At 64.1% G+C, this 24,640-nt stretch carries 22 protein-coding genes; 12 read left to right on the forward strand and 10 right to left on the reverse strand.

What is annotated here, in order from left to right; genetic code table 11:
* The first annotated feature begins 49 nt into the window (after positions 1 to 49).
* The gene (locus CX676_RS13955) at positions 50 to 1,477 is read left to right on the forward strand and encodes an alkaline phosphatase D family protein (RefSeq protein ID WP_101753167.1); all 1,428 of its coding nucleotides are present in this window, start codon (positions 50 to 52) and stop codon (positions 1,475 to 1,477) included.
* Positions 1,478 to 1,604: 127 nt separating this feature from the next.
* Here the strand turns inward: CX676_RS13955 and trxA are convergent, their stop codons facing one another.
* The 5 genes from trxA to tsaE are packed head-to-tail and all read right to left on the reverse strand — an operon-like array spanning position 1,605 to position 10,407.
* Positions 1,605 to 1,925: a thioredoxin gene (trxA, locus tag CX676_RS13960; RefSeq protein WP_101753168.1), complete on the reverse strand. Its 321-nt coding sequence runs from the start codon at positions 1,923 to 1,925 to the stop codon at positions 1,605 to 1,607.
* Between the two features lie 60 nt (positions 1,926 to 1,985).
* A complete protein-coding gene (addA, locus tag CX676_RS13965) occupies positions 1,986 to 5,369 on the reverse strand; it encodes a double-strand break repair helicase AddA (protein WP_101753169.1) in 3,384 nt (1,127 codons plus the stop codon).
* Positions 5,362 to 8,313, reverse strand: a complete 2,952-nt coding sequence (addB, locus tag CX676_RS13970) for a double-strand break repair protein AddB (protein ID WP_101753170.1) — start codon at positions 8,311 to 8,313, stop codon at positions 5,362 to 5,364. Before addB ends, addA begins: the two co-directional genes overlap by 8 nt.
* On the reverse strand, positions 8,303 to 8,995 hold the full coding sequence (locus tag CX676_RS13975; RefSeq protein ID WP_232816460.1) for a nucleotidyltransferase family protein: 693 nt from the start codon (positions 8,993 to 8,995) through the stop codon (positions 8,303 to 8,305). The genes addB and CX676_RS13975 overlap by 11 nt, the downstream gene beginning before the upstream one ends.
* A complete protein-coding gene (gene tsaE / locus CX676_RS13980; protein ID WP_101753171.1) occupies positions 8,974 to 10,407 on the reverse strand; it encodes a tRNA (adenosine(37)-N6)-threonylcarbamoyltransferase complex ATPase subunit type 1 TsaE in 1,434 nt (477 codons plus the stop codon). The genes CX676_RS13975 and tsaE overlap by 22 nt, the downstream gene beginning before the upstream one ends.
* Before the next feature lie 137 nt (positions 10,408 to 10,544).
* On the opposite strand from tsaE, the gene CX676_RS13985 reads away from it, so the two are divergent.
* A complete protein-coding gene (locus tag CX676_RS13985) occupies positions 10,545 to 11,150 on the forward strand; it encodes a COG3650 family protein (RefSeq protein WP_157935938.1) in 606 nt (201 codons plus the stop codon).
* Positions 11,151 to 11,154: 4 nt separating this feature from the next.
* Here CX676_RS13985 and CX676_RS13990 read toward each other — a convergent pair whose 3' ends face one another.
* Positions 11,155 to 11,589, reverse strand: a complete 435-nt coding sequence (locus CX676_RS13990; protein ID WP_101753173.1) for an HIT family protein — start codon at positions 11,587 to 11,589, stop codon at positions 11,155 to 11,157.
* A complete protein-coding gene (gene dapB / locus CX676_RS13995; RefSeq protein WP_101753174.1) occupies positions 11,589 to 12,398 on the reverse strand; it encodes a 4-hydroxy-tetrahydrodipicolinate reductase in 810 nt (269 codons plus the stop codon). The genes CX676_RS13990 and dapB overlap by 1 nt, the downstream gene beginning before the upstream one ends.
* Before the next feature lie 67 nt (positions 12,399 to 12,465).
* On the opposite strand from dapB, the gene rbfA reads away from it, so the two are divergent.
* The gene (rbfA, locus tag CX676_RS14000; RefSeq protein WP_198590196.1) at positions 12,466 to 12,897 is read left to right on the forward strand and encodes a 30S ribosome-binding factor RbfA; all 432 of its coding nucleotides are present in this window, start codon (positions 12,466 to 12,468) and stop codon (positions 12,895 to 12,897) included.
* Complete coding sequence (locus CX676_RS14005) at positions 12,887 to 13,642, forward strand: phosphodiester glycosidase family protein (protein ID WP_101753175.1); 756 nt, start codon at positions 12,887 to 12,889, stop codon at positions 13,640 to 13,642. Before rbfA ends, CX676_RS14005 begins: the two co-directional genes overlap by 11 nt.
* Before the next feature lie 10 nt (positions 13,643 to 13,652).
* Here CX676_RS14005 and CX676_RS14010 read toward each other — a convergent pair whose 3' ends face one another.
* From CX676_RS14010 to CX676_RS14020, 3 genes are all read right to left on the reverse strand, one after another.
* Positions 13,653 to 14,624, reverse strand: a complete 972-nt coding sequence (locus tag CX676_RS14010) for a hypothetical protein (protein ID WP_157935939.1) — start codon at positions 14,622 to 14,624, stop codon at positions 13,653 to 13,655.
* Between the two features lie 122 nt (positions 14,625 to 14,746).
* Complete coding sequence (locus tag CX676_RS14015) at positions 14,747 to 15,025, reverse strand: SH3 domain-containing protein (protein ID WP_101753177.1); 279 nt, start codon at positions 15,023 to 15,025, stop codon at positions 14,747 to 14,749.
* A gap of 495 nt (positions 15,026 to 15,520) precedes the next feature.
* On the reverse strand, positions 15,521 to 16,495 hold the full coding sequence (locus CX676_RS14020) for an AbiV family abortive infection protein (protein ID WP_101753178.1): 975 nt from the start codon (positions 16,493 to 16,495) through the stop codon (positions 15,521 to 15,523).
* 428 nt (positions 16,496 to 16,923) lie between these two features.
* Here CX676_RS14020 and CX676_RS14025 point away from each other — a divergent pair, with 428 nt between their 5' ends.
* From CX676_RS14025 to CX676_RS14060, 8 genes are all read left to right on the forward strand, one after another.
* On the forward strand, positions 16,924 to 17,142 hold the full coding sequence (locus tag CX676_RS14025; RefSeq protein ID WP_157935940.1) for a hypothetical protein: 219 nt from the start codon (positions 16,924 to 16,926) through the stop codon (positions 17,140 to 17,142).
* 480 nt (positions 17,143 to 17,622) lie between these two features.
* Positions 17,623 to 18,573, forward strand: a complete 951-nt coding sequence (locus CX676_RS22580; protein WP_157935941.1) for an NAD-dependent epimerase/dehydratase family protein — start codon at positions 17,623 to 17,625, stop codon at positions 18,571 to 18,573.
* Positions 18,574 to 18,577: 4 nt separating this feature from the next.
* Complete coding sequence (locus tag CX676_RS14035) at positions 18,578 to 19,417, forward strand: sugar phosphate isomerase/epimerase family protein (RefSeq protein ID WP_157935942.1); 840 nt, start codon at positions 18,578 to 18,580, stop codon at positions 19,415 to 19,417.
* Positions 19,414 to 20,439: a hypothetical protein gene (locus CX676_RS14040; protein ID WP_157935943.1), complete on the forward strand. Its 1,026-nt coding sequence runs from the start codon at positions 19,414 to 19,416 to the stop codon at positions 20,437 to 20,439. Before CX676_RS14035 ends, CX676_RS14040 begins: the two co-directional genes overlap by 4 nt.
* Positions 20,426 to 21,592 carry an FAD-dependent oxidoreductase gene (locus CX676_RS14045; protein ID WP_101753183.1) on the forward strand — a complete coding sequence of 389 codons (1,167 nt, stop codon included), beginning with the start codon at positions 20,426 to 20,428 and terminating at the stop codon, positions 21,590 to 21,592. Before CX676_RS14040 ends, CX676_RS14045 begins: the two co-directional genes overlap by 14 nt.
* Positions 21,589 to 21,999 carry a GtrA family protein gene (locus tag CX676_RS14050; RefSeq protein WP_101753184.1) on the forward strand — a complete coding sequence of 137 codons (411 nt, stop codon included), beginning with the start codon at positions 21,589 to 21,591 and terminating at the stop codon, positions 21,997 to 21,999. The genes CX676_RS14045 and CX676_RS14050 overlap by 4 nt, the downstream gene beginning before the upstream one ends.
* Positions 21,996 to 22,787, forward strand: coding sequence for a glycosyltransferase family 2 protein (locus CX676_RS14055; protein WP_101753185.1), 792 nt, complete (start codon positions 21,996 to 21,998; stop codon positions 22,785 to 22,787). The genes CX676_RS14050 and CX676_RS14055 overlap by 4 nt, the downstream gene beginning before the upstream one ends.
* Before the next feature lie 46 nt (positions 22,788 to 22,833).
* Positions 22,834 to 24,453 (forward strand): hypothetical protein, encoded by a 1,620-nt coding sequence (locus CX676_RS14060; protein WP_157935944.1) that lies wholly within the window; start codon positions 22,834 to 22,836, stop codon positions 24,451 to 24,453.
* The last annotated feature ends 187 nt before the right edge of the window (positions 24,454 to 24,640 follow it).

The raw sequence follows: 24,640 nt of genomic DNA on the forward strand, positions 1-24,640 counted from the left end.
GGCGTTATCAGCCTTACCTGCACCCCGATACAGATGACAGGACATCCCCTTGACGACTGCGTTCGCCGATCCGGCCTTTGGCCCCGTGCTCTATTTCCGCCGTCACGAGGCGGATCGCCTCCATCTGGCGGCACTGGTCGGACGGCCCGCATCCGCAGGCACGCCGGACCCGCTTCTCGCGTCGGGTGGCGAGATCGCGCCGAAACCGCTGGGGCAGGTCGACGGTTTCCAGCTCTGGCGCTTCGATTTCGCGCTTGGCGCTGACGATCGCGGCTATCGTTTCGAGGGGCGCGAATATCCGGTCATCACCGACCTGAGCAGCGACATGCGCATTGCCTTCGTCTCCTGCAACGGCGAGGAAAACGGTGATCTCGACCGCGACGCGCCCGAGCGCAACGCCATGTGGGACCGTCTTGCGGCGGAACATGCCGAACAGCCTTTCGCGCTGATGCTGCAGGGGGGCGACCAGATCTATGCCGACGAGGTGACGCAGGGCCATGACCTGACCGAGGATTGGCCCGATTACGCACCGGACACGGCCACACAGGCACAGCTTGACGACCTGCGCGCCTATCTGCGGCGGCGGTTCACCGAGCGTTACCTGATGGTGCTGTCGGCCGAGGCCTATGCCCGGATCGCCGCGCAGGTGCCCAGCCTGTCGGTCTGGGACGATCACGACATCTGCGACGGCTGGGGCTCACTGGCCGATGACCTGGCGAATTCCGCCGTCGGCCAGACCCTCTTCGACGTGGCGCGCGAGATGTATCTCTTGTTCCAGCACGCGGCGACGGAAGCCGATATTCCCGACCTCTTCACCGATCCGCATGGCACCAGCCTCGGCTGGGTGCGGTATCTGCCCGACCTGACGCTGATAGGTCCTGACCTCAGGTCCGAGCGCACGCGGCGGCGGATCATGGGTCCTGCGGGATGGCAGGCCTTCGACGCGCTGGAGCCGCGCGCGGGCCAGACCATCATGGTCTCCAGCGTGCCGCTGCTGGGGCCGCGCCTGTCGCTGATCGAGCGGCTGCTGCAGGTGATCCCGAAGATGCAGCATTACGAGGATGACCTGCGCGACCAGTGGCAAAGCCGCGCCCACCGGGCCGAGTGGCGGCGGATGCAGCGCGCGGTCCTGCGCCTGCGCGAGGCCGGGCCGCTGACGGTCGTCTCGGGCGAGATCCACGTGGCCACCCGCGCCGAGATGCTGCCCCGCGAAAGCCTGATCCACCAGCTGGTCGCCTCGGGCATCTCGCATCGCGCGCCGCCCAAGGCCTATGGCCGGGCGCTGGGGATGCTGGCCTACCTGGGCGAGGCGCCACTGAAAGAGCATCCGATCCGCAACCTGTTCCTGCCGGGCCAGAAGCAGCGCTATATCTCGCAGCGGAATTACCTGACGCTGGACCGCAAGGCCGGGCGCTGGCAGGCGGTCTGGAACCTCGAGGAGAGCGGCAGGACGCCGCCACTGGCGCTGTCGGAGTAAAGGGAACGGGCACGCGCTTGCCCGGCGCGCTTGTAGCCCGCGCATCGGGTGGGGTGTTCGGATCGACCAAAACAAAACGCCGCCGGAATTTCTTCCGACGGCGTTTCGATGACGACCGGTCAGCCGATCAGATCGACTCTTCGATCCAGTTCTTCAGCGCGGCCTTGGGCGCGGCGCCCATGCGGTTCGAGATGACTTCGCCATCCTTGAACATGAACAGCGCCGGAATCCCGCGCACGCCCAGACCGGCGGCGGTGTCGGGGTTTTCGTCCACGTTCACCTTCACGATCTTGATCTTGCCGGCATATTCTTCCGACAACTCTTCCAGCGACGGGCCGATCTGCTTGCAGGGGCCACACCATTCGGCCCAGAAATCCACCAGGACCGGGGTATCGGCCTTGCGGACCTCGGCGTCGAACTGGGCGTCGGTGACGGGGCTGGTTGCCATGTTCTTGCTCCTTGAGCTTTGGGTGCCGGCAGGGCCGGCGAAAGGGGTCTGCCTTGACAGCTAGGGTCGCGGCGGCACCGGGTCAAGGGCCGTGCTGGCCTCATCCAGCACCGCATCGGGCAGCGGCATCAGGCTGCGAGTCGCCGTCCACAGCACCGCCGCCTCGACGCGGTGGCCGGGATAGATCAGCCGCAGCGCCGCACGATAGGCTGCCATCTGCCGCAGGATCCCCAGCGGTGTCTGGGCCGGATCGGCGGGCACCTCAACATTCGATTTGTAATCGACGGCCAGCACTCGCTCGGACCCGACGATCAGCCGGTCGATGCTGCCATGCAGGATGCCGATCCCGGGCAGGGGGGCAGTCAGACCCACTTCGGTCAGCACGGTCTCGTCCGGCTCCGGGGTCATGACCGCCGCCAGATCGGGCGCGCCGATGACCGCCTCGGCCTCGGCCAAGAGGTCGGCCATCTCGGCGACATCGGGCAAGCCACCCTCGGCCCCGGCCAGTGCCGCGCGGGCGATGGCGGGCCAGTCTTCCGCGGCCGATCCCGGCAGATGTTCCAACAACAGATGCAGCCTTGTGCCGCGCAGCATGGCGGTGTCCCGGTCGGCCTCCTCGCCACTGCCGCCTGTGCCGATGGCCTTGGCCCCGCCAAGCGCCGTCGCGGCGACGGGTTGCGGCAGGCGGGAGGGGTTGGGCGGTCTGGTCTTGCTCCAGTCTGGCAGGGAGATGGCCGTTACCTCGGGGGTTTTCTCCGCCTCGGCCTCGGCGGGCCAATCGCCGAAACTCAGCCGCTGCGCTGTCCCGACCCCCTCGATCTCAATCGCGCTCTGCTCCAGCCCGGCGCGTTCGGTCCCGTCCGAAACCATGGCGTGCCAGCTGTCCAGCCCCGCGCCGGTGTCGCCCGCCGCAGCGACGATCAGCCAGCTTTCCGCCCGCGTCAGCCCGACATAAAGCAGCCGCCGCCGTTCCTCCTCGGCCCGCGCGGTCTGGGCGGCAACCGCATCCTCGACCGGCTCGCTGCGCTGGCCCTGTCGGCCGCGCCAGACGGTCGGGCCGTCGGGCAGGGCGATGGTATAGCGATCGCCCGGCGGGCGGCGCTTGGCGGTGTCGGGCAGAATCACCAGCGGGCTTTCCAGCCCCTTGGCGCCATGCACCGTCATCACCCGGATCAGCCCGCCCTCGCCGCTGCCGGCCTGCCGGCGCACCTCGACATCATCGCCAGTCAGCCAGACCAGAAAGCCGGTCAGCGTCGGCGTCTCGACCGTCTCATAGGCCAGTGCCTGCGACAGCAGTTCGGCAATGCCATCCTCGGCCTCCTGCCCCAGCCGCGCCAGCAGCCGCGCCCGTCCGCCATGACGGATCAGCAGGCGCGAGATCAGGTCATAGGGGCGCATGAATCCCGCCTGCGCCATCAGGTCACCCAAGACCTCATGCGCCTCGGCGTGATCGGATTTGCGCAGCCGCTCCCACAGGAATTCGCGCTTGCGTCCCGCCGCCAGCCGGTAAAGCGCATCTTCGGTCAGTCCGAACAGCGGCGAGCGCAAAGCGGCGGCCAGCGACAGGTCGTCCTCGGGCGTATCCAGCACCGACAGCACGGCGCGGACGTCGCGCACCGCCAGTTCGGCGGCCAGCTTCAGCCGGTCGGCCCCGGCGATGGGCAGGTTCGCGGCCTTGCAGGCCCGGATGATCTCGTCGAACAGGCCCTTGCCCTTGCGGCCCTGCACGAGGATCAGCACATCGCCGTAATCCAGCGGCCGCACGCAGCGCTGGCGGATATCGTGGAAGGGCGTGCCGTGAATGGCCTTGATCTGGGCAGCGATGGCCTTGGCCAGCAATGTCTCGGCCGAGGGCGGCACCGGCGCGTCGCCCGGTTGCCACCAGTCCGGCGGTTCCTCGGCCTCGGGTTCCATGACCGGCGGCCAGATGTCCACCCGACCAGGCAGGCCCTCGTGAAAGGCGATATGGCGCGCGCCCTCGCCCAGCCCCACCGCCGCCTCGCCCTCGAAGACCGCATCGACCAGCCGCAGGATCGCCGGCGACGAGCGGAAGGAATGCAGCAGTTCCCGCCGCTGCATCGGCGCGTCGACCGCAGCGAAGGCTTCGGCAAAGCGGTCACGTCGGTCCTCGAACACCGCCACATCGGCGCCCTGGAAGGAATAGATCGACTGTTTCGGATCACCCACCACGAACAGCGTCCGTTCGCGCGGCACCGCCCCCGCGCCGCTGGTGAATTCATCGGTCAGCCGCGCGATCACCCGCCATTGCTCGGGGCTGGTATCCTGCGCCTCGTCGACAAGGATATGGTCGATCCCGCCATCCAGCCGCCACAGCACCCATTGCGCCATGCTGGATTCCGACAACAGCCCCGCCGCACGGCTGATCAGATCCTCGAAATCCAGCCAGCCATGGGCCAGCTTGCGGGCGTCATAGCGGCGAGCGAATTCATGGGCAAAGCGGTGCAGCGCCAGCGTGCGCCGGGCCGAGGCGAGGGCGATCATCTGGCCGCGCGCATCCTGCACCCGCTCCATCAGCTCCTCGAGATCGGGCATCAGCCCGGCCGCCGCGCCGCGCTGCAACCCCACGGCGGGGAACTTGCCCAGCTTCGCCGTCCCGGCATTCTCGCCCGACTTGTAGAGCATCACATCGCAGAGCGTCGCCAGCGCCGCCATGTCCGGCTGGTCCCAGTCATGGACGGCCAGCCGCTCGGCTGTGCCGGTATCGGTCTTGTTGCTGCCCCGCATCAGCGGGATCAGCGCGCCGATGAGGTCCCGCTCGTCCCCGCTGAAGACCGCGGCCATGAGGCTCTCCTCATCTGCCCCCGCCGCCAGCCCCAGCGCCCCCCAAAGCGCCGCCTGATCCGGCGGGGCCTCCGCCGCGCCCGGCGGCAGTGCCCTGACAAAACCGTCGAGATCATGCCCGCCATGCAAAGCGGTCAGGTCGGCGATGGCCGGATGCATCTCCTCGGCCATTTCCTCGACAATCTCGGCCCTCAGCACCCTGGCGCTGCGGTCATCCAGTTCGGCAAAGCCAAGCGGCACCCCGGCCTCCAGCGGAAAGCGGCGCAGCAGCGCGGCGCAGAAGCTGTGGATGGTCTGCACCTTCAGCCCGCCCGGCGTCTCGATGGCGAGCGCGAACAGCCGCCGCGCCTCGGTCAGATCGGCGCTGCCGGCCTCGCCCAGATCGGCCAGCGCCCGGCGCAGCTCGTCCTCGGGCAGCATCGCCCATTCCCCCAGACGGCGCAGCAGCCGGTTCTGCATCTCGGTCGCGGCGGCCTTGGTATAGGTCAGGCACAGGATGCGCTCGGGCCTTGTGCCGCGCAGCAGCAGCCGCGCCACCCGGTCGGTCAGCACCCGGGTCTTGCCCGAACCGGCATTGGCCGTCAGCCAGGTCGAGGCGGCGGGATCGGCAGAGCCGACCTGATTGCGGGTCGCCTCATCCATCCTCGCCCACCTTCTCCGGGCGGGCGGCGTCCGAGAGATCCCATTCCCCCAGCCGCGCCAGATGGTCGTAATCGCCGCCAAAGCGGCCCGGATCGCCGGCGCGCTGCGCCGCAAAGCCGACCTCGCCCGACAGGTAAGCGCGGATCAGCGCGACGAAATGATCCCAGAACTCGCCTTTCAGGTCATCGGGCAGGCTGCGGGCATGGGTCTTACCGTCGCCGCCCAGCTGAATATAGCTGATCCCCGCCACCTCGACCGGGCCGATCTGGTCGAAGGAGCCATCGGTGGCCATGACGGCTTCCAGCAGCAATTGCTTCTCGCTGGCGAGGATATCCTTCTGGGATGGGGGGGCGCCCGACTTGTAGTCATAGACCATCGCCCGCCCGTCCTGCAGCAGGTCGATCCGGTCCGGCTTGGCGGTCAGCTTCAACCCGGTATCGGCCACGGTCATCTCGCGCTTGCGTTCGATGACCTTGGGCTCGCCCTGCGCCAGCCGCGCCAGTTCATCAGTGACCAGCTGATCGGCAATGCCGGTGATCCGCGCCAGCCAGAAGGCCCGGGCCGAGGGCCAGGGCACCTCGGCCTCCAGCACCGTGGCGGCGATCTCCAGCAGGCGCGCGCGGAGTTCCTCGGGCGCGGTGTCAGCGGTCGGGCGGCTTTCCAGAAGCTTCTGGACGATGCTGTGCAAGACGGTGCCGCGCAGCAGGGCATCGGGCTCGGGGCGCAACGGGTCGAGCGACGCAAGGCCCAGCACCCGCTTGGCGTAGATGGCATAGGGATCGCGGATCAGGCGCGAGACATCGGTGGCCGACAGTTCGCTCAGCGCCGGGGCCGGCGGAATCGGCGCGGGACGCGGGGCCGGGGTCTCGCGGGTCTCGGGCCGGGCCAGTGCGGTGGTCAGATCCAGCCAGTGCTGGCCGCGTTGCCGCATGGCCCGCAGCGCGTCCTTGCCGCCCTGATCCGGCAAACCGTCCAGCAGGTTCGTCAGCCGGTTCAGCCAGCGCGAGGGGATGGTTTCCGCCGTATCATCCCGCCGGGCGCGGGTCAGGATGACGCTTTCCGCCCCCATGCCCTGCTGGAAGTCATGGGCGGCAAGGCCGATGCGGCGCTCGGGCAGGGTCAGGCCGGCATCCAGCCGCATCTGCCGCGACAGCCACGGGTCGGGCGACAGCGATTGCGGCCAGCCGCCCTCGTTCAGCCCGGCCAGGATCACCGCGCCATGGGCATGGGTGCGCGCCTCGCGCGGGCCGCGAAAGCGCACCAGCGGGTGATAGATCAGATCGACCCGAACCGCCTGCGCGTGCATCTCGCTGAAGAGAAGATCGGCGAAATCGCCCGGCCGCATCGGCGGACCGGCGGCGGCATGGTCCAGCAGGTGCAGCATCAGCGCCCGGGCCTTGCCGCCGGGATCCTTGGCCCAGAGCACCGAGACCTCGTCATCGCCCCCCGGACCGGCGGCCAGTGCGCGGGCCAGATCGAGATGGTCGCGGACCCGATCGACTAGCGGTCGCGGCGCACGGTCACGGGCCAGCGGCTCGATCCGGTCCAGCATTGCCGCGAGCCAGTCGGCCCAGAGTTTTCGGGTCTCGTCGCCCTTGGCGCCCCAGTTGCGCAGCGCCTCGCCACCCGGAAAGACCGGCCCCTCGCGGCGCAGCTTCAGTTCCAGGTCGCGGGTCAGGCGCAGCTGGTCATTGCGGCCAAGGGTTTCCGAGCCGGTCCCGGTGACCGGGTGCTTCAGCAGCGCCAGAAGCGCATCGATGGTCAGCGGCTGGCCGAAGAGTTGCGCCACCTGTCGCAGGAACAGGCCGGAAGCCGTCAGGCTCAGCGGCTGGCCGGCGCTGTTGTCGGGCACGATCTGCCAGCGGTCCAGCGCCGCCGCCACCCGGCGCACCAGCCCGCCATCGGCCGAAATTAGCGTCATCGGCTGTTCGTCCTCGACCGCCTTGCGCAGGATCAGGGCGATGGCCTCGGCCTCCTGTCCCGGCGTCTCGGCCTCGATCAGCGTAAGGTCGGCGGTTGCCGGGGTCAGATCGCCAAGCGCAGGGCCATCGGCGATCCACTGGTCGGTGACCGGCGCCGGGCGCAGGGCCAGCGACAGAAGCGCATTTCGCGCCGGTGCCGGGGCGGGCATGTCGGTCCAGCGTTGCGGATAGCCCGCCGCCCGGATCAGCGGTGCGAAGCGGGCCTGCGGGTGATCCTCGGCATGAGCGTCAAGCCCGTCCCAGATCGCCTGCGGCTGGTCGAAATCGAAGCCCGGCAGCACCACCGCACCGTTCGGCAGCGCCGCCACCGCCTGCATGAACAGCCGCGTCGCCCCATGCGAGCCGGTCGAGCCCGCGACGATCACCGGCCCATCCGGCAGGTCCAGCCCCTCGGCCCAGTGCCGCACGAAGCCCTCGGCGGCCATACGCTGGCGGGCGGGGCGATCCTGCGGCGGCGCGGCCAGATAGAAACCCGCCGCGATCTGCAGGAAATCCAGCGCGTTCTGCCAATGCTTGGCGTGCTCGCCCGCATCGATCTGGCCCAAAGCCTCGGGTCCGCAGCCCTCGGTCTGCATCTCGGTCATCAGTTCCGACAGCGATTGCGCCAGATCGGGGATGGAATGCCCCGCCCCCAGATCGGGCCGCTGGTCCAGCAGATGCGCCACCAGCCGCCCCAGTTGCAGCCGCCGCGCGAGGGGCGCCGCCAGCGGGCCGTGGCTGGCCGCCGGACCCGCGCCCAGATCGGTGACGATGCGCAGGCGCGGCAGCAACAGCGGCCCCGCTGCGTCGAACGCCTCGGTCAGCGCCGTCAGGGTGCGGCCGGAATTGGCGTAAATGGTGGCGCGGGCCATGGCCTCTGGCGGCTGGCCCGCCATCCGCTGCAGGAAGCCGGCAACGAATTCGCCGGCGAAATCGACGCCCGGCGGCAGGGCGTAGAGGCCGGGCGGGAACTCACCCGCCATTCAGCATCGCCTCGGCCAAGGGAATGGTCTCGGGCCGGCCCAGATCGCACCACGCACCGGGATGGATCAGCCCGAAGGCGCGGCCCTCGGGGATCAGCCGGTCCCAGAGCAGGTTCAGCGAAAACACCTGATCCGTCAGCTCGGCCAGCCGGTCGGGGTTCAGCATCTGCACCCCGCCATAGACCAGATCGCCCTTGCGGCTGATCCGGTCATCGTCACCGATGCTGAAATCGCCCGCGCCCACCCGGCCACGGGTCTGCGCCAAGGGCACCAGCATCAGCAGCGCATCCATCCGTGCGGGGTCCCAGGCCGCGCGCAGGGCAGCCACCGGGTTCGCCCCTCGCCAGATCACGTCGGGGTTCAGTGTCAGCACCGGCCCCTGACCCAGCAGCGGCAGCGCCTTTCTCAGCCCGCCGCCGGTTTCGAGGATCAGATCCGCCTCGTCACTGATCGCCACATCCTGACCGGAGAGGTGATCGGCGATCATCTGGCCGAGGTAATGGGTATTCACCACCACCGGCCCGGCCCCGCCAGCGCGGGCGAGATCCAGCGCGCGGTCCAAGAGCGTCTGGCCGCCGACCTCGATCAGCGGTTTCGGGCGGCTGTCGGTCAGCGGGCGCATGCGTGTGCCCAGCCCCGCCGCGAACAGCATCAAGGGCGTCAGCGGACGGGCGTCTGGCATCGGGCGGCGATCCTGTCGGTGATCTCGGGCGTGGGTGCGGGGAAAGACTTCACGATTGCGGCCAAGGGCGCAAGGGCGGGATGGGCCAGATCACGCAGGACATAGGCCCAGACCCGCGGCATGAAGGCCAGATAACGGGTCTTGCCGTCGCGCAGCGCCAGCCGGGCGAAGATCCCCATGATCCGCAGGTTCCGCTGCGCGCCGAGCAGCGCATAGGCGGCAGCAAATCGGTTTGCATTGAGCCCGGTCGCGTCCAGATAGCGACGGATCATCGCGGCCTCGATCGCCGGGTCCACGTCCCGCCGCGCGTCCTGCAGCGCCGAGACCAGATCATAGGCCGGATGGCAGGCCACCGCGTCCTGGAAATCGAGGAGGCCAAGCGGCGCCTCGCCTCGCCAGATCAGGTTCTCGGCGTGGAAATCGCGCAGGGACAGGACAGGGGGCAGATCGGCACAAAGCTCTGCGTGCAGGTCCTCGATGATCCCGGCAATGGCCAGCGCGGGAGCAGGGTCCATCCCCACGGCCTCCGGATACCAGTCGGCGAACATCCCGACCTGCCGGGCGAGTTCCGGGCCGTCGAGGGACATGACCGCAGGCGGCTGGTGCCGGTGCAGATCGACGAGCAGATCGGTGATGCGGGCATAAATGGGCTCGGCCATATCTGGCGCGCGCTCGAGCACACGCGCGACCAGATCGTCGCCCAGATCCTGCATCAGCAGCAGTCCGGCAGCAGCATCCTCGGCCAGCACCTCGGGCGCCAGAAAGCCGCGCTCCCGCAGCCAGCCGGTCATGGCGAGGTAAGCTGCGATGCTGCCCGGCGGGGCGTCATCCATCAGCACGGCGGTTTCGTCACCCCGAACCAGCCGGAAATAGCGCCGGGCGGAGGCATCGCCGGCCAGCGGGATGACCCGCGCGTCACCCCAGCCCGCCTGATTTACAAACTGCGCCCGTTCCACCGCGCGGGCGAGATCGGGCCAGTCCTCGGCCCGGCCATGCAGCGAGATCGCGCGCAGATCAGGACCATCATTCGCCAGCCGCAGCCACAGCGCATCCTCGGGCGCGCGGCCCATGCGGTCGGGCCATTCGATCAGGGTGATCGCCTCGGTCATCGCCTCGTCCAGCCCCAGCTCGTCCAGTTCCGACATGTCCCCCAGCCGGTAAAGATCCGCGTGCCAGATCTCGGTCCCCATCGGGTCGGCATAGGTCTGGACCAGCGTAAAGGTCGGGCTCGGGACATCCTCGGCATAATCGCCCTGCCGGGCCTGAATGAAGGCGCGGGCGAAATGGGTCTTGCCCGCACCGACCGGGCCATCGAGCAGGATCATCTGGCCGGGGCGCAGCTGGGCGGCCAGCATCCGGGCAAGGGCCGAGGTCATCGCCTCGTCGGCGGTCAGGGTGGCAAGCGTCTCCATGTCACGGGTTCTAGCGGCTCGCATTCGTGGTGGGAATGGCCCCCTAGGGTAAGGCGCGAGATTGTCTCGCGGGAACGTCAATGGGCAGGGACGCGAAAACCGCTATCCTGCCCGAAATCCTGCTGACGAGATCTTTCATGCTGAAGCCCGCCCTCCTGTCGCTTGCCCTCGCCCTTGCCGCCCTGCCCGCCCATGCAACGCAGGAATACATCCTGCCGACGCTGTTCGATGTGACCGGCGTGGCCGGTGACGACGTGCTGAACATCCGCGACACCCCCTCGGCCAAGGCGGCGATCATCGGCACGCTGGCCCCCGATCAGACCCGCATAGAAGTGGTCGAGGCGCGCAATGGCTGGGCGCGGGTGAATACGGCCGAACAATCGGGCTGGGTGAACATGCGCTATCTCAGCTATCGTACCGACGTCTGGGAGGCGGAGAAGCTGCCCGCCAGCTTCCGCTGCCACGGGACCGAGCCGTTCTGGGGGCTGAGCGTCGAGCAGGGGCAGGCGGTGCTGGAAGGACCTGACATGGCAGCGACGCCCCGGCCCTTGCAGGCGGTGCTGGGCGGAGACATCTTCCGCGATCCCACCCGGGCGCTGCTGGCCCAAGGGCTGACCGCCAGCGTGGTGCCGCAGATCTGTTCCGACGGCATGTCCGACAAGCTTTACGGCTTGCGTGCCAGCGTCATCCTGACCGGCGACCAGCCGCGTTTGCTGCAGGGCTGCTGTACCATTCAGCCGTGATGGGTCAGCCCCGATCCAGCGCCGCCCTCAAGCGTTCCGCCACTTCAACCATCGTCTCGACCGGCAGCTGCGGCGGGGCGGAAAACCCGTCCAGCCCCTCGCCCAGATAGGCCATCGAGGTCATGTCATGGACATGGTGCATCGGCACCACATGGGCATGGGCATGCGGCACATGGATGCCGGTAAAGGCCATGCCGACGCGCGGCACGCCGTAGAGGCGCTTCATCGCCCGGGCCAGATCCTGCGCGCAATGGGTGATGCGGGCGGCGAGATCCTCGGGCAGATCCTCGAACCAGACGTGGTGCGCCTTGGGGATGACCAGCGCATGGCCCTCGCGCACCGGATGCAGGTCAAGGAAGGCGAGGATATGTGCGTCCTCGTAAAGCCGGTAGGCTGGCAGATCGCCGGCGGCGATGCGGCAGAAAAGGCAGTCAGCCATCAGTCCAGCCCCAGCACATCCGCCATGTCATATTCCCCCGGCCCCTTGTCCTGACCCCACAGCGCCGCGCGGATCGCGCCGCGCGCGAAGATCGCCCGGTCGGTGGCCAGATGGCGCAGCACCACCCGCTCGCCCTGGCCGGCAAAGATCACGTCATGCTCGCCCACCACGTCGCCGCCGCGAATGGCGGCAAAACCGATGCTGCCCGGCACGCGTTCGCCGGTGATCCCTTCGCGGGCGTGGGTGCGCAACTCGGCCAGCGGCTTGCCGCGTCCCTCGGCGGCAGCCTCGCCCAGCATCAGTGCGGTGCCCGAGGGGGCATCGACCTTGTGGCGATGATGGGCCTCGACCACCTCGACATCCCAATCCTCGCCAAGCGCGGCCGCGACCTTGCGGGTCAGGCCGATCAGCAGGTTGACGCCAAGGCTCATATTGCCGGCGCGGATGATCGGGGCGTGACGGGCAGCGGCGGCGATCTTTTTCAGGTCATCCTCGCCAAGCCCGGTGGTGCCGATCACATGCACCGCGCGCGCCTGTGCCGTCAGTTCGGCCAGCGCCACGGTGGCCGCCGGCGTGGTGAAATCGATCAGCGCCTGCGCCCCGGCAATCGCCTCGATCGGGTCATCGGTGACGGTGACGCCAAGCGCCGCGCCGCCCATGGCCTCGCCGACATCGCGCCCGATCCACGGGCTTCCGGGCCGGTCCACCGCCCCCGCCAGCCGCGCCTGATCGCCTTCGGTGATCAGCCGGATCAGCATCTGCCCCATGCGCCCCGAGGCGCCCGCGACCACGATTCCCGGTTTGTCCATGCGTCTTCCCCTTTTGCCCCGTGCATATCCCGTTGCGGCAAGGCCCGCGACCCCCTACATCGGGCGCATGGCACAGAAACACCATAACCAAGGATCCGGCCCCTCGCAGCGACAGCTGCGCGTGGGCGAATTGATCCGCCGCACCCTGTCGGACGTGCTGATCCGCGCCGATGTGCATGACCCCGACCTGAACCGGCACGTGATCACCGTCAGCGAGGTTCGTGCCTCGCCCGACCTGAAGGTCGCAACCGCCTATGTCATGCCCTTGGGCGGGCATGACGTCGAGGAGGCGCTGAAGGCGCTGCGCCGCAATGCGCCCGAGCTGCGCCATCTGGTCGCCAAGGGCATGACACTGAAATACGCGCCGCAACTGCGCTTCCAGCTGGACGAGACCTTCGACCGCATGGACGACACCCGCCGCATATTCGCCGACGAGCGCGTGCGCCGCGATGTCGAGGCGCATGACAGCGACGACGACGAAACCGACGATGGCAACTGACCGCTGGCGGAGGCTGGGCCTGGCCGCCGGGTTCTTCCTTGCGCTGGCGATCCCGGCCTCGGCCGAGGGTTGCGGCCGCATGGATCACGATGGCCAGAGCTATACCGTCTGCCAGGTCGAGGCTGCCGAGGAACCCCGCCTGCAACTCTGGCAGGATGACGAGGCCGGCGCGCCGCTGAACAGCTTCTACGCCGTGCGCCGGACGCTGGCGCAGGGGCAATCGCTGCGTTGGGCGATGAATGCCGGCATGTTCCATCCCGATTACCGGCCCGTGGGCCTGTTGGTGATCGAGGGCGAGGAACAACACGGCATCGTCACCGCAGGCGGTGGCGGCAATTTTGGCATGTTGCCGAACGGCGTCTTCTGCACTGGCGGCGCGCGGCCCTTCCAGGTGATCGAAAGCCGCGCTTTCGCCGCCGATAAGCCCGGTTGCCGACTGGCGACGCAATCAGGGCCGATGCTGGTGATCGATGGCGCGCTGCATCCGCGCTTCCTGATCGACAGCGACAGCCGCTATATCCGCAACGGCGTCGGCGTCTCGCCCGATGGCCAGACCGCGTGGTTCGCGATCTCGGACAAGCCGGTGACCTTTCATGAATTCGGCCGGCTCTTTCGCGACGGTCTCGGCGTGCGCGATGCGCTTTATTTCGACGGCTCGATCAGCCGGCTTTACGCGCCCGGCCTGAACCGCGCCGATTTCGGCCGCTCGCTCGGCCCGATGATCGGGCTGGTTGACGGCGGCTGAACCGCCGCCGCTATCGGAAGAAGCGCCGGATACCCCGCCGCACAAGGGAAGGCGATGTGGGGGCACCGGGTCGTCCGGCAGGGATTGGAGCCTGTCCATTCGCGGGGGTAACAAGCTCGTCATAGGCGCGACGCAGGCGGCTGACAGGCATTGGCGCCTCGTCATCGGCCCAGTTCCGGAAGAAGTCGGGGTCGACGCCGGTCTTGAACTCTTTCTGGATCTTGCGAAACAGCGGCCGGTATCTCCTGCGGATCCCCGCCGCCTCTTGCGGCGTCAGGATCGAGGTTTTCACCGTCACCAGTCCCTCGCGCGGCAGCGCGCCCATCACCTGGTCGATCACGGCCTGCTCGCAGTCAAGCGACCGTCGCAGGATGCCGGTCAGCAGGATGGCCTCGGCATTCGGTGAAATGTTCTTGTCCGGTGGGGCAGGCAAGGTCGCGACCGCTTCGGGAAGACCCGCTCGCGCCAGGAAATCGCTGAGGAGATTCGCGTTCTTCAGCTGCGAGCGCTCGTAGGGCGCGACGATGACGTTATCCCTGCCGAACAGGGTCACGAAGGTTTCCAGCCGCTTTCTGAGCGCGCGCGGCCTGGTCTGATAGGACTTCAGAAACGACTGCACGGCATGAACGCCGCTGCCGACCTTCAGCCCCTGCTTGAACCAGGCTTCCAGGAACTCGTCGGGACGCCGGAAATAGACGAGGACGGTAACGTCATAGCCTTTCAGCGCCTCCGCGATCTCGTCCGTCCTGCTTCGGTCCATGCTCTGGTGCCAGAGCCCCTCGTCCGAGATGACCAGGTTCTGGTGCTCCGGGCTTCGCGCCACGAGTGCCGCGATCCGGTCACTGTCGCGGCAGGGCCAGCCGGGATAGATCCAGCCGGCCTCCTCCAGCGCCTTGCGGTTCTCGCCAAGCCAGGACTGAATGGTCGATGTGCCGGTCTTCATCGTGCCGACGTGAAGGACGCAGCGGGGTTTGGAGGGCATCGCCCGGCCTCAACGGTCTTGCTGTTTCGGGTTCCCCCTGTGCCACCAAAGACCGGCAGGTTCAAGCGTGGTCGGCGGGGAAGGCCGGGCGAAGATGTGGTAGGTCTGGACCGAAAGGCCCCTCAGCGATGCGCCAGGTAGTCCGCTGAAACATAGCCCGAGACACTGGGCCGCGCGGCGAGCGAGACCTTGCACCAGAGCTTGCCGTCAGTGGTGACGCAGTCGTGGCGGGTCAGGGGCGTGCCATCGGGCAGGCCGATGATGATGTTGTGATCGAGGCCGGGGCCGTCGCGAAGCTTCAGCAGATCGTCCGGCCCGGCACCCTTGACCACCGCACTGGAGCCGACCGCGCATCCGCTGGCGATCATGAGGGCGAGAAGAACAGCAAAATGAGTGCGCATTATCTTACCTGCATTGTTTTGCCATCACTACGACACCATCGCCCGGAATGACAGCAGGCAGGTAACGGGCGTGGGTAGCGGGGCGCAGAGCACCAGCGCCGTCAGGCCCGGTCCATGGAGCGGCGAATCCGATCAGGGCATCGCCGCTGCGCCGGTCAAGTGGTCGCATTGGTAAGTTCCGATGTCACGCCTTCCGAGGAAGGATCGCGAAAATAGAGGAAGACTTGTGCGGCAATTCACAATTGTGACCTGCCACGGGTCATTCATCCAGCCCGGACCGGAGCCGGTTTTTGATTTGCTCTGAACAGCTGGTTTGGGCCGCAAGGAGATTAGCGATCAGCGATGCCGCACAATGAGCCGAACAGCCTAAGTCATGGAAAGCTTTTCACGCGCGACATGGAGGAGCCGGTGCTGTGCGGGCCTCCGCTCCTGTTCGTGCCCAGAAAGGAAAAGGGGCTTGCGCTGTTCTGAACCAGTGAGACGCAGACAAACAGCTCAGCCGCTCTGCTTGGTTTGTTGCGGCAGTAAGGTACTGTGCAGCTTTCTGCCGAAGCTCTTGCCTAACAATTTTTCTTCCTGTGATAGGCCGATCATCAGTTTGAAGGCTCCGATATAGCGAGCATAGTAAAGTGGCAGGGGCTCTGACGCTTTGACCCTCCGGAGAAGAGCTGCACCAAGTACAAGCAGGGCCTCTTTGAAACGGGTGTCCGCAACCTTATCTTTATAGTTTTCCGCATAACTATAGAACGCCGCGTAGTTCGGGACTTGAGATGCGCTGAATGCTATAGCTTGATAGAGGATGTCTGCACTGACCTCATCAATCTTATAGCTGTTGGTCCATCGCTCGCGCTTCTTACCGAGGGCCATGTCCAGATAGTCGTGGCTGCGCGTCTCTGAAACATGCCATGAGCGAAAGCTGTCCGCCCGTTCTTGGCCAAAGGTCAAGAGATAGTCGAACGCATTAACAGCCTCTTGTTCGCTACTTGGCGCATGAATTCCATCCATCCGCAGATCGACATAGAAGTTCCTCTGTTTGAACCCATCCAGATTTTCGAGCACCGTCTCCGGTGCATAGTACCGGTAGAGTCGGCGGTCATGGACGGGATCGCCGTCCATGACCGCCCGAACAATTTGACCGTAACCCAGAATGAGTTCTTGCTTCCTCTTGTGGGTCCCGCCCGCGTTCCAGTAGGCTTTCCACGCCTCCTTCTCGACACCGTGCTCGTAGCGTAGGAAGGTGTTTACCAGCAGCGGAATCTTGGCGATCTCTTCGAGGCCAAGGACAGTCAAAGCCGCGGCACGTGCGACCCTGTTGCCCGCAGCGAGGAACAGTGCATCATCGAATAGGCTTAGGCCGTTATTCAGGTAAGCAGTGGTCGCGGCGGCCACTTCCGTCTTAGTCAGGACGCCGTCGCGCCGTATCGGGGCGGGCTTTCGCGAAAGCCAGGATACTATGTCGTCTTCGGTCATGACTACCCAGTAACTTGATTGCTCTCTGATTTTCAGATTTCTACAATGCGTTCAACCTATTATGCGCTGAGCGTGCCACGAAGTTCAAATCCTTACCCAGCAACTTTTGTGGCGCCCAATTGGGATCGGGAATGACCACGGTGGGAACACTTGGCGGACCTTCACGGACGCCGCGGAGAACGACAGCTTTCGGCGTCTGTTCGTGAGAGTCTGAACGATTGGGATGGGCGCGCGAAGCGGACGCTGTGCTCGATAAAGTCGAAGGGCAGCTATGGGCCGTCCTTGCCCGGACCGAACAAAACTCCACCGTCATGGTGACCTGTCCGGCGCTCTACGCCGGCAGTCCATGGGCAAATGAGAATGTTCCGACAAAATAAGTCAGCTTGGCTGCCGCAAAGAAAGCATAGTGACAATCGGGGAAGACTTCTGTGGCAATTCACATCGGGTGTGGATTGCCGCGCAATATTCTCTTCATTGGAATAATTTTCAATAGCTTAGAACTTATTCCGATCACGAAGATGGCCTTTTTTGCCATTGACCTCGTCCTTCAGGGACTGTCGGCGAATTGCGCGCAGTCGTCCGCCATGCTGGACAAAGCTCTCATTTGCCTTGCCGGCGGCAATGATGGCTTTGGGGCCGCGCACTAACAATCAGGTTTCAAGGAACTTTAGCGAAGCAACTACTGTTCGCCGATCCTCATGTGAGGTCAAGCTTCCCCTGAGGTCGCACCCACAGCTACTCGGTTGATTCTGCTGGAACTTGCTACCGCCTATCCATCATCTACAAGCACAAAAATCAGCACTCGACATTGGTGTTTACGGTTCGACCACCTTGAAGCACGGTTAGTGCTCCTTGGCTCGTTCGCTCAATTGGTCTGCCTGCGCCGCAGCTCTGACAGACGGGGATCGGCCATAGTCTCATGCGCGCCTGCCAGGACGTCGAGAACCTCCTCAGTGTTGCATGGCTAGAGCGACGCGCCTTCGGCGAAGCCCGCTCTCCGCTAATCTACGCCGCGAGTTGCGCCAAATGTTCTGACGACGGACAATACGATCCGCAGCGCTTGACATGCTGAGTTGGTGAGCCGTAGCTTGAGAAGATATCGATGTTCCGAGAGATATTAATATCGCATGGCGAAAGACGCGCTGCTTGGTGCCACGGGGTTTGTCGGAAGTAATCTCCGGATCCATAGAGCATTTGCCGAGATTTACAACTCCTCGAATATCAAAAACGCCGTGGGTCAGGTTTTCGATACTGTTGTCTGTGCATCGGCACCTGGTTCGATGTTGGCTGCGAACCGAGCACCGGCACATGACGCGGCAGCGATCGACAACCTTATTCAGCATCTGTCGAAAATAAAAACTCGATGTTGTGTGCTGATCTCGACTATTGCAGTGTTACAGGATTTTGGGCGCGGGCAGGATGAAAGCACCGGCGCGTTCGAGGAGAATCTTGCTTATGGTCGCAATCGCAGAACATTGGAGTGTTTCTGTCAGGATAAATTCGAAAGATGCCTCATCCTTCGACTGCCGGCGCTTTTTGGGCAGGGTCTGCGAAAGAACATGCTGTTCGACCTGCAAAATCCGGTGCCGGAGATGCTTACGCAGGAGCGCTTTAACAGTATGGCGCAAACGCTTTCCAAGGCAGATTGGCATGACCTGAAGGCACATTACTCCTATAACCCCGACATCGCCATGTGGACACTTGACCGGGTGGGGCTGGATACATCGGACCGGAAAGAGCAGCTTGGCGTCTCGGTCACGCGGGCAGGGTTCGATGCCCTGCGTTTCACTAATCCAGCCTCGACGTTCCAGTTCTTTGGACTTGCCCAATTGCCCGATATCATTGATCAGGCGCTGCAGGCCAAGATCGCGGTGCTACACCCCGTCCCCGAGCCCTTGTCTGCCGCGCTTGTGGCCAAGGACCTGCGTGAACGGGACGCGTGGGACAGCGCCTCCGGGATTCACATAGAGGATGTCCGGACGCGCCACGGTGCGCTGTTTGGAAGTACAGACTCCTATATTGCCAGCGCCGGCAGTGTTCTTGCCAATCTGCGCGCATTCGTTGGTTCGGGTGGCTGACACAATGAAGGGTTTCGCGGTCTCGAATATTGCCTGGCCACCGGCTGAACGATTGAATGCTTATCGCCTGCTTGCCAAATTCGGGATCACTGGCCTGGAGATCGCCCCAGGTATGATCTTCGCCGATGCGCCGGATGCCTTCGCGCCGCCCGCCAGCCTCTTGCGCGAACGCATCTCGGAAATCGAGGACTCCGGTCTGACGCTTGTCTCCATGCAGTCACTGCTGTTCGGGGTACAAGACGTCAGCCTCTTCGGATCGCCCACGCAGCGGGAGGGATTCTGCCAAGGGCTGCGGCGTGCAATCCGGCTGGCTGCTGAATTATCAATTCCTCATTTGGTCCTAGGCTCGCCCCGCGAGAGGATGATACCGCCGGAAATGCCCCGGCCCGAGGCCGAGGGAATCGTCTGCGAGATTCTGGGAGAGCTTGCGGACTATGCTGCTGAGAATGGATGCCGCATCGGATTGGAGCCGAACCCGAAAATATACGGGACGAACTTCGCCATGAATACCAGCGATGCCGAGAGAATTGTCCGTCTTGTCGATCGAACGGGATTGATGCTGACGATCGATACCGGGGGTATGATCGCAAATGGTGAAATCGCGGATGCTGGCGTCATTTTCGCGGAATGTGCCGACCTGATCGGTCATGTCCACATCTCGGAACCGCACCTGGAACCCGCACCCCGTGATTCTGCAGTCCTGGATCAGATCATTTCTGCACTACGTGTTGCTAATTATCCGGAATGGATGTCGGTCGAAATGCGCTCGGCTGGTGCGTTCTCACTAGATCGGCTGAAGCACAGTTTGGAAAAATTGCGGACTACTCAGGGGCAAACAGCGTGACAGAGTCTGTAAGCAGCACGCTACGCGACGATATTCTTGTTTCGGTCTGCGTCCATGATTTCACACCGACGGCCGATAGCGTCGATGCCGTGAACAGACTTTCGCAGTCATTGGCAGGAACGTTTCGCTATTGGGAATTACTTGTCTCGGCATCGTCGGACAGCAGCCCTGATTGGTATGCGGCGTTGCAACGTTTCGCAAGTCTTCGGATTCTTCGTTTGCGGGTAGGGGTCGGCCCTTACGAGAGGCGCGCAATTCTGGCGGCTGAGGCCATTGGCGATGTGGTTGCACTTGCCTCGGTGGAAGAGATCGATTTTCTCGATTTGCGCCAGATGATCCTTGACTCGCATTGCCAGAACCTGCTGGTCATTGGCGATCGTGGCAAAAGTACCTTGGTCGACAAAATGGTCGGCATTGTCGGAAATAGCACGGGCTTTCGTGTGAACGCGCGGTTCATGCAGACCATCGTCTGCCCGCGTGCCTTGTTGACCCGGTTGCTGGACCAACCCGAACGACAACTGGCCTTGCGCTTTCCGCCAAGGGACAGAGCGATTCCAATCGAGATTCAAGTGGCCAAGCGGGAGTTTCTCACCCGGGCAAGGCGGCGTGGTCTGCGTGGCAGGCTGCATCTGGCGCAGAAGCTCATCGTCAGTTCGGCGCCCAATGTGCTGCTGGCGCTGAGCCTAGCATCGGCCACCATCCTCGTCGGAGGAGCCGCCTTCATCCTCTATGTGCTGTGCATCTGGTCCTTCAAGGAGGTGATCGAGCCGGGCTGGGTCACGACCTCAGGAATCCTTGGCCTCACGGCTGCCTTTCTGGGATTGCTCGGGCTTGGCATGAGCACCGGCATGCAAAAAATGATCGATCTGCTCGGAAATGAAGACAACGATGAGGTGCTTGAGGAGATCGGCAAGGTCAATGTCTATGCCGGGATTAGCGCCGATCTGAACATCCAATACGAACCGGGAAGCACAGCAGAGGCAATGGCGAAGCGGGCGGAATATCTCGATGACCCTGCCTGATCTTGGCTCCACGCCACGGATTAAGGTTGATGCGCTGATCGTCGGCGGCGGGTTCTTCGGGATTTGCATCGCGCTGTTCCTGCGCTCCGTTACCCGCTCGATCCTGCTGGTCGAAACCTTACCTCAGCTCATGGAGCGCGCCTCGCGAGTCAATCAGGCACGGGTCCACACCGGATTTCACTATCCGCGCAGCGCCCTGACCGCCGGACGGTCATTGGTCCTGCACCGGCGGTTCGCGCGCGACTTTCCCGAGGCAATCCACGATCGTTTCGAGATGCTGTATGCGATTTCCGCGCGCCAGTCGAAGATTTCCGCAAAAAGGTTCTTCAGGATGTTCGCTGAGATGGATGCACCCATCGCCGTCGCAGGACCCCGGGACACGGCGCTGTTCGACCAAAACCGCATCCGGGGCGTCTTTTCCTGCACCGAACACGCCTTCGATTATCAGAAACTGCGTCAGCAACTGGCCAGCCATGTGGATGCGGCGGGAATAGAGATTAGGCTTGGCACCAGCGCCATCGACATTCACGAGACGGAACAGGCGGCGCGTGTAACCCTGTCGGACGGCACCGAGGTTAGCGCCGAATATGTGTTCGATGTCAGCTATTCGCGGTTGAATCAGTTGCGTCATGCGGCGAGCCTGCCTTTGCTGGAACTGAAGCACGAGGCTGCCGAGGTTGCGCTGTTCTCGGTCCCGCCCGAGCTGGAGCGCCTGGGCGTTACGGTGATGGACGGCCCGTTTTTCTCGTCGATGCCCTTCCCCTCGGCCGGGCTGCATTCGCTGACACATGTGCGCTACACTCCGGGCGCAAGCTGGGTCGATGACTCGAGCAGGCTGACCGGGCAGATGGACAGAACAGCGATTGAGCGCGCTGGTGACAGTCGGGCGCGGTTCATGCAGCAGGACGCAGCACGATATCTGCCGATGATGGCCGAGGCCATTTGGCAGCGCTCACTGCATGAGACTAAAACCGTATTGCAACGCAGTGAGGGCGACGATGCCCGACCCATCCTTTACCGGCGGGATCGAGACTCGCGGCTGATTTCGATTCTGGGGGCCAAACTGGACAATATCTATGATCTCTTCGATCAGGTCAGGAGGTGCGAGCCGCGCTTTGCCGATGCCTGTGACGCCCTGGTGTCGGCGCGATGAGCAAAGCCAGAACACCCCTGAACACGCAGCCCATCCGCTATGCCATCGTCACAGGCTTGGGACTGATCATCGACCTTGGCCTTGCCTTGCTACTGGCCCGGTCAGGCGCTAGCCGACCCATCGCCAGCGCCACCGGGCTTCTGGCGGGGGCGACATCGAATTTTTTCCTCCACCGGTCCTGGACATTCGAGGGCGACAAGGTCCTGCCGATCCTTCGCCAACTCTCCGGATTTGTGTTGGCGCTGGTCTTGACCATGGCGATCCGCCTGCTGACCCTGACGCTTATTCGCCATGCACTGCCAGCGGCCGGCGACGCGATCGCCCTGATCACAGCCGTGTGCATATCGTTCATCTGCAATTTCCTGCTGCTGAAGCGCTATGTCTTTGCCCGAGGAAAGACGCTATGATCCCGCTAGACGACGGCGCCTGGCATCTGCCCGATCATGAGACGCGGGTTTTCGCCCCGCGACAGCAGCGCCATGCCCTTGTCATTCCGGTCATCAATGAGGGCGTGCGCATCCAGGCACAACTCCGCGAGATAGCGGCACTACGCGGGAACCCCGACGTCATCATTGCCGACGGCGGATCGACCGATGGTTCGCTGGAGGTCGAATTCCTTCTGCAGCAAGGCGTCAGGGCCCTGCTGACCAAGCGCGGGCCCGGCAAGCTCAGCGCGCAATTGCGGATGGCCTATGCTTTCTGCCTTCGCGAAGGCTATGAAGGGATCGTAACCGTCGATGGCAACGGCAAGGATCGGGTTGAGGCGATTGATCGTTTCATCGCTCGTCTAGCTGCTGGTGACGACTATGTTCAGGGTTCGCGCTATGCCCCTGGCGGGCATGCCATCAATACGCCGACGGACCGGGCTTTCGCAAATCGGGTGATCCACGCCCCGTTGCTCAGTCTGGCGGGACGCCACAGGCTGACGGATACGACAAACGGTTTTCGTGCCTATTCCGCCAGATACCTTCTAGACCCGAGAGTGGCGCCGTTCCGGCCGGTTTTCGATCGCTACGAGCTGCTCTTCTATCTGACTGTTCGGGCCGGGCAACTGGGCTATCGCGTTAGCGAGATTCCAGTGACGCGGGCCTATCCGGTGGGCGAAAGGACCCCGACCAAAATCAACGGGTGGCAGGCGCGCTGGTCGGTCTTGCAGCAGACTATCGCCGCCGCAACCGGACGGTTCGCGCCATGAGCCACGTCAAGACGCCCCGCAGAAGCCGTGTTCCGGAGGCCGCCCGATGATCTGCAAGATTTCTCGATTTTTGCCATTCATTGTCCCGGTTGTCATGCTGGTGTTGGTCGCGCAGATGCGGATTGACCCTTGGCATGACGAAGCGATGCTGCTGGCCAATCTGCTGATTCCCGATCTCAACCTCTTTGCTCCCCTGCCACAATACGAGCAGGCGGGACCCGTCGGCTATCTGTGGATAGCACGCGTGCTTTTAACACTAACCGGAAGCGAGCCGCCCTATGCGGTGCTGCGATTGTTATCGGCTTTCTTCTTTGCCGCCGGAACAGGTGTGCTTCTTGCGTCGCAGCCGTTGAGATCAAGGCCTGTCGCCGCCTTGATCTTCGCCGCAATCATTTGCGGCAGCTCGCTGATCTGGTCTTATACATTTGAAATCAAACACTATTCGGCCGAGTTTTTTGCTTCGGCCCTGGTCTTGGTCGTTGGCCTGCCGCTGGCCTCATCGGATCGGGTGGCGACATTTGTCCGCTTCCTGGTCGCGGTCCTGATAGGCGGGCTGTTGTCCTTTACGCTGCCCGTCGTCGTTGCTGGTCTACTTGGTGGGATAGCGGTCGTCCGCCTTGCGGAAGGCGGGTCGGCAAGATCGGGCCTGTCTCTGCCCTTCATCCTGACCGGTGCCACGGCCCTTGCCTATCTTTTCATCCTTTACGTGTTCCTCAACAAGGAACTCGTCATTTATCAGCTCAGCGCTTATGCCCATGTCTATGGTCGGGGCGCCCCAAGCGACTTGGTGGGAATTCTGATCGCGAGGACTATCGGCCTGCTTGACGTTGCCACGTTCATGTTCGGATCGGCCATGCCCGAGGCCATCCGGCAGGCGCTTGTGGACCTTGGTATGCCGTTGAGTCTGTCTTATCATTTGGTTCGCCTTCTGGCCGTCGTCATCGTCGCGGGTGCATTGTGGATGGCGATGATCGAAGCACCCGATGTCGGTGCGGTCGGCATCTCGATCATGCTGGTCGTCGCCGTGCTGGGGCTTGGCGGCGCGCTTCAGATTGCCTCTGCGCGTCACACGATTTTCCTGAGCCCGCTCGCCGCGCTGATTTTCACATTTAGCCTTACCTATCTCCTCGACCGACTCCTGCCCGGCAGGCCATCGGAAATCTTGTCTGGTATTCTGCTTGTGAGCAGTCTGGTTCTGGGAGTGAACCACGGCCTGAACCGGGAAACACAGGAGATCACCAAGCTTCTTGTTCATATTCGCGACACGCGCGCGGATGCGCCAGTTTGGGTGTTTGGCGGTGCGCAACCGGCCCTTCGTGTCCTGTCGCCGCCCCCTGCACGGGTGCTTGGCATGTTTGACCCGACTAGCGCGAAAATCGCCTGGCAGGTTCGTGGCGGCGAGGTTCGTAGTATCGCGACATCAGAAATCCCCTGGCAGGTGAACCCTGATTATCCCCAGACGATCGCAAATCTTGCCAGTGGCGAAAAGGCGTTGTGGCTTTTGTTCAGCAATGACGGGCTCATTCCGGATCGATCTGCCTTCCTGGCGGTAGCAGAAAAGGCAATTGGTGCCTGCGTGCATCCGTTGGAGAGCTGGGCCTCTGCATTGTATTTCTGTGAAGAAAAAGGTGACGCGGCTGCGATTGGACGAGCAGCAGACCGCTGAGATCAATCCGAAGAGCGTCTTGCTACCCCAACTCTCCCCCCGTCGGTTCGGTCAATGGATCTGTCAGCCTAGGCGGACCCTTATCCCAGCGATTCATGCGCTGTTGTCCATCCGGAAAAGGGAAAGGACATATTTCTTAAGAACTAAGGGCTGCGAGAGGGTCGTCCCTCAAATCCAAATCGACAGG

The sequence above is a fragment of the Paracoccus zhejiangensis genome (genome assembly GCF_002847445.1).
Lineage (GTDB): Bacteria > Pseudomonadota > Alphaproteobacteria > Rhodobacterales > Rhodobacteraceae > Paracoccus > Paracoccus zhejiangensis.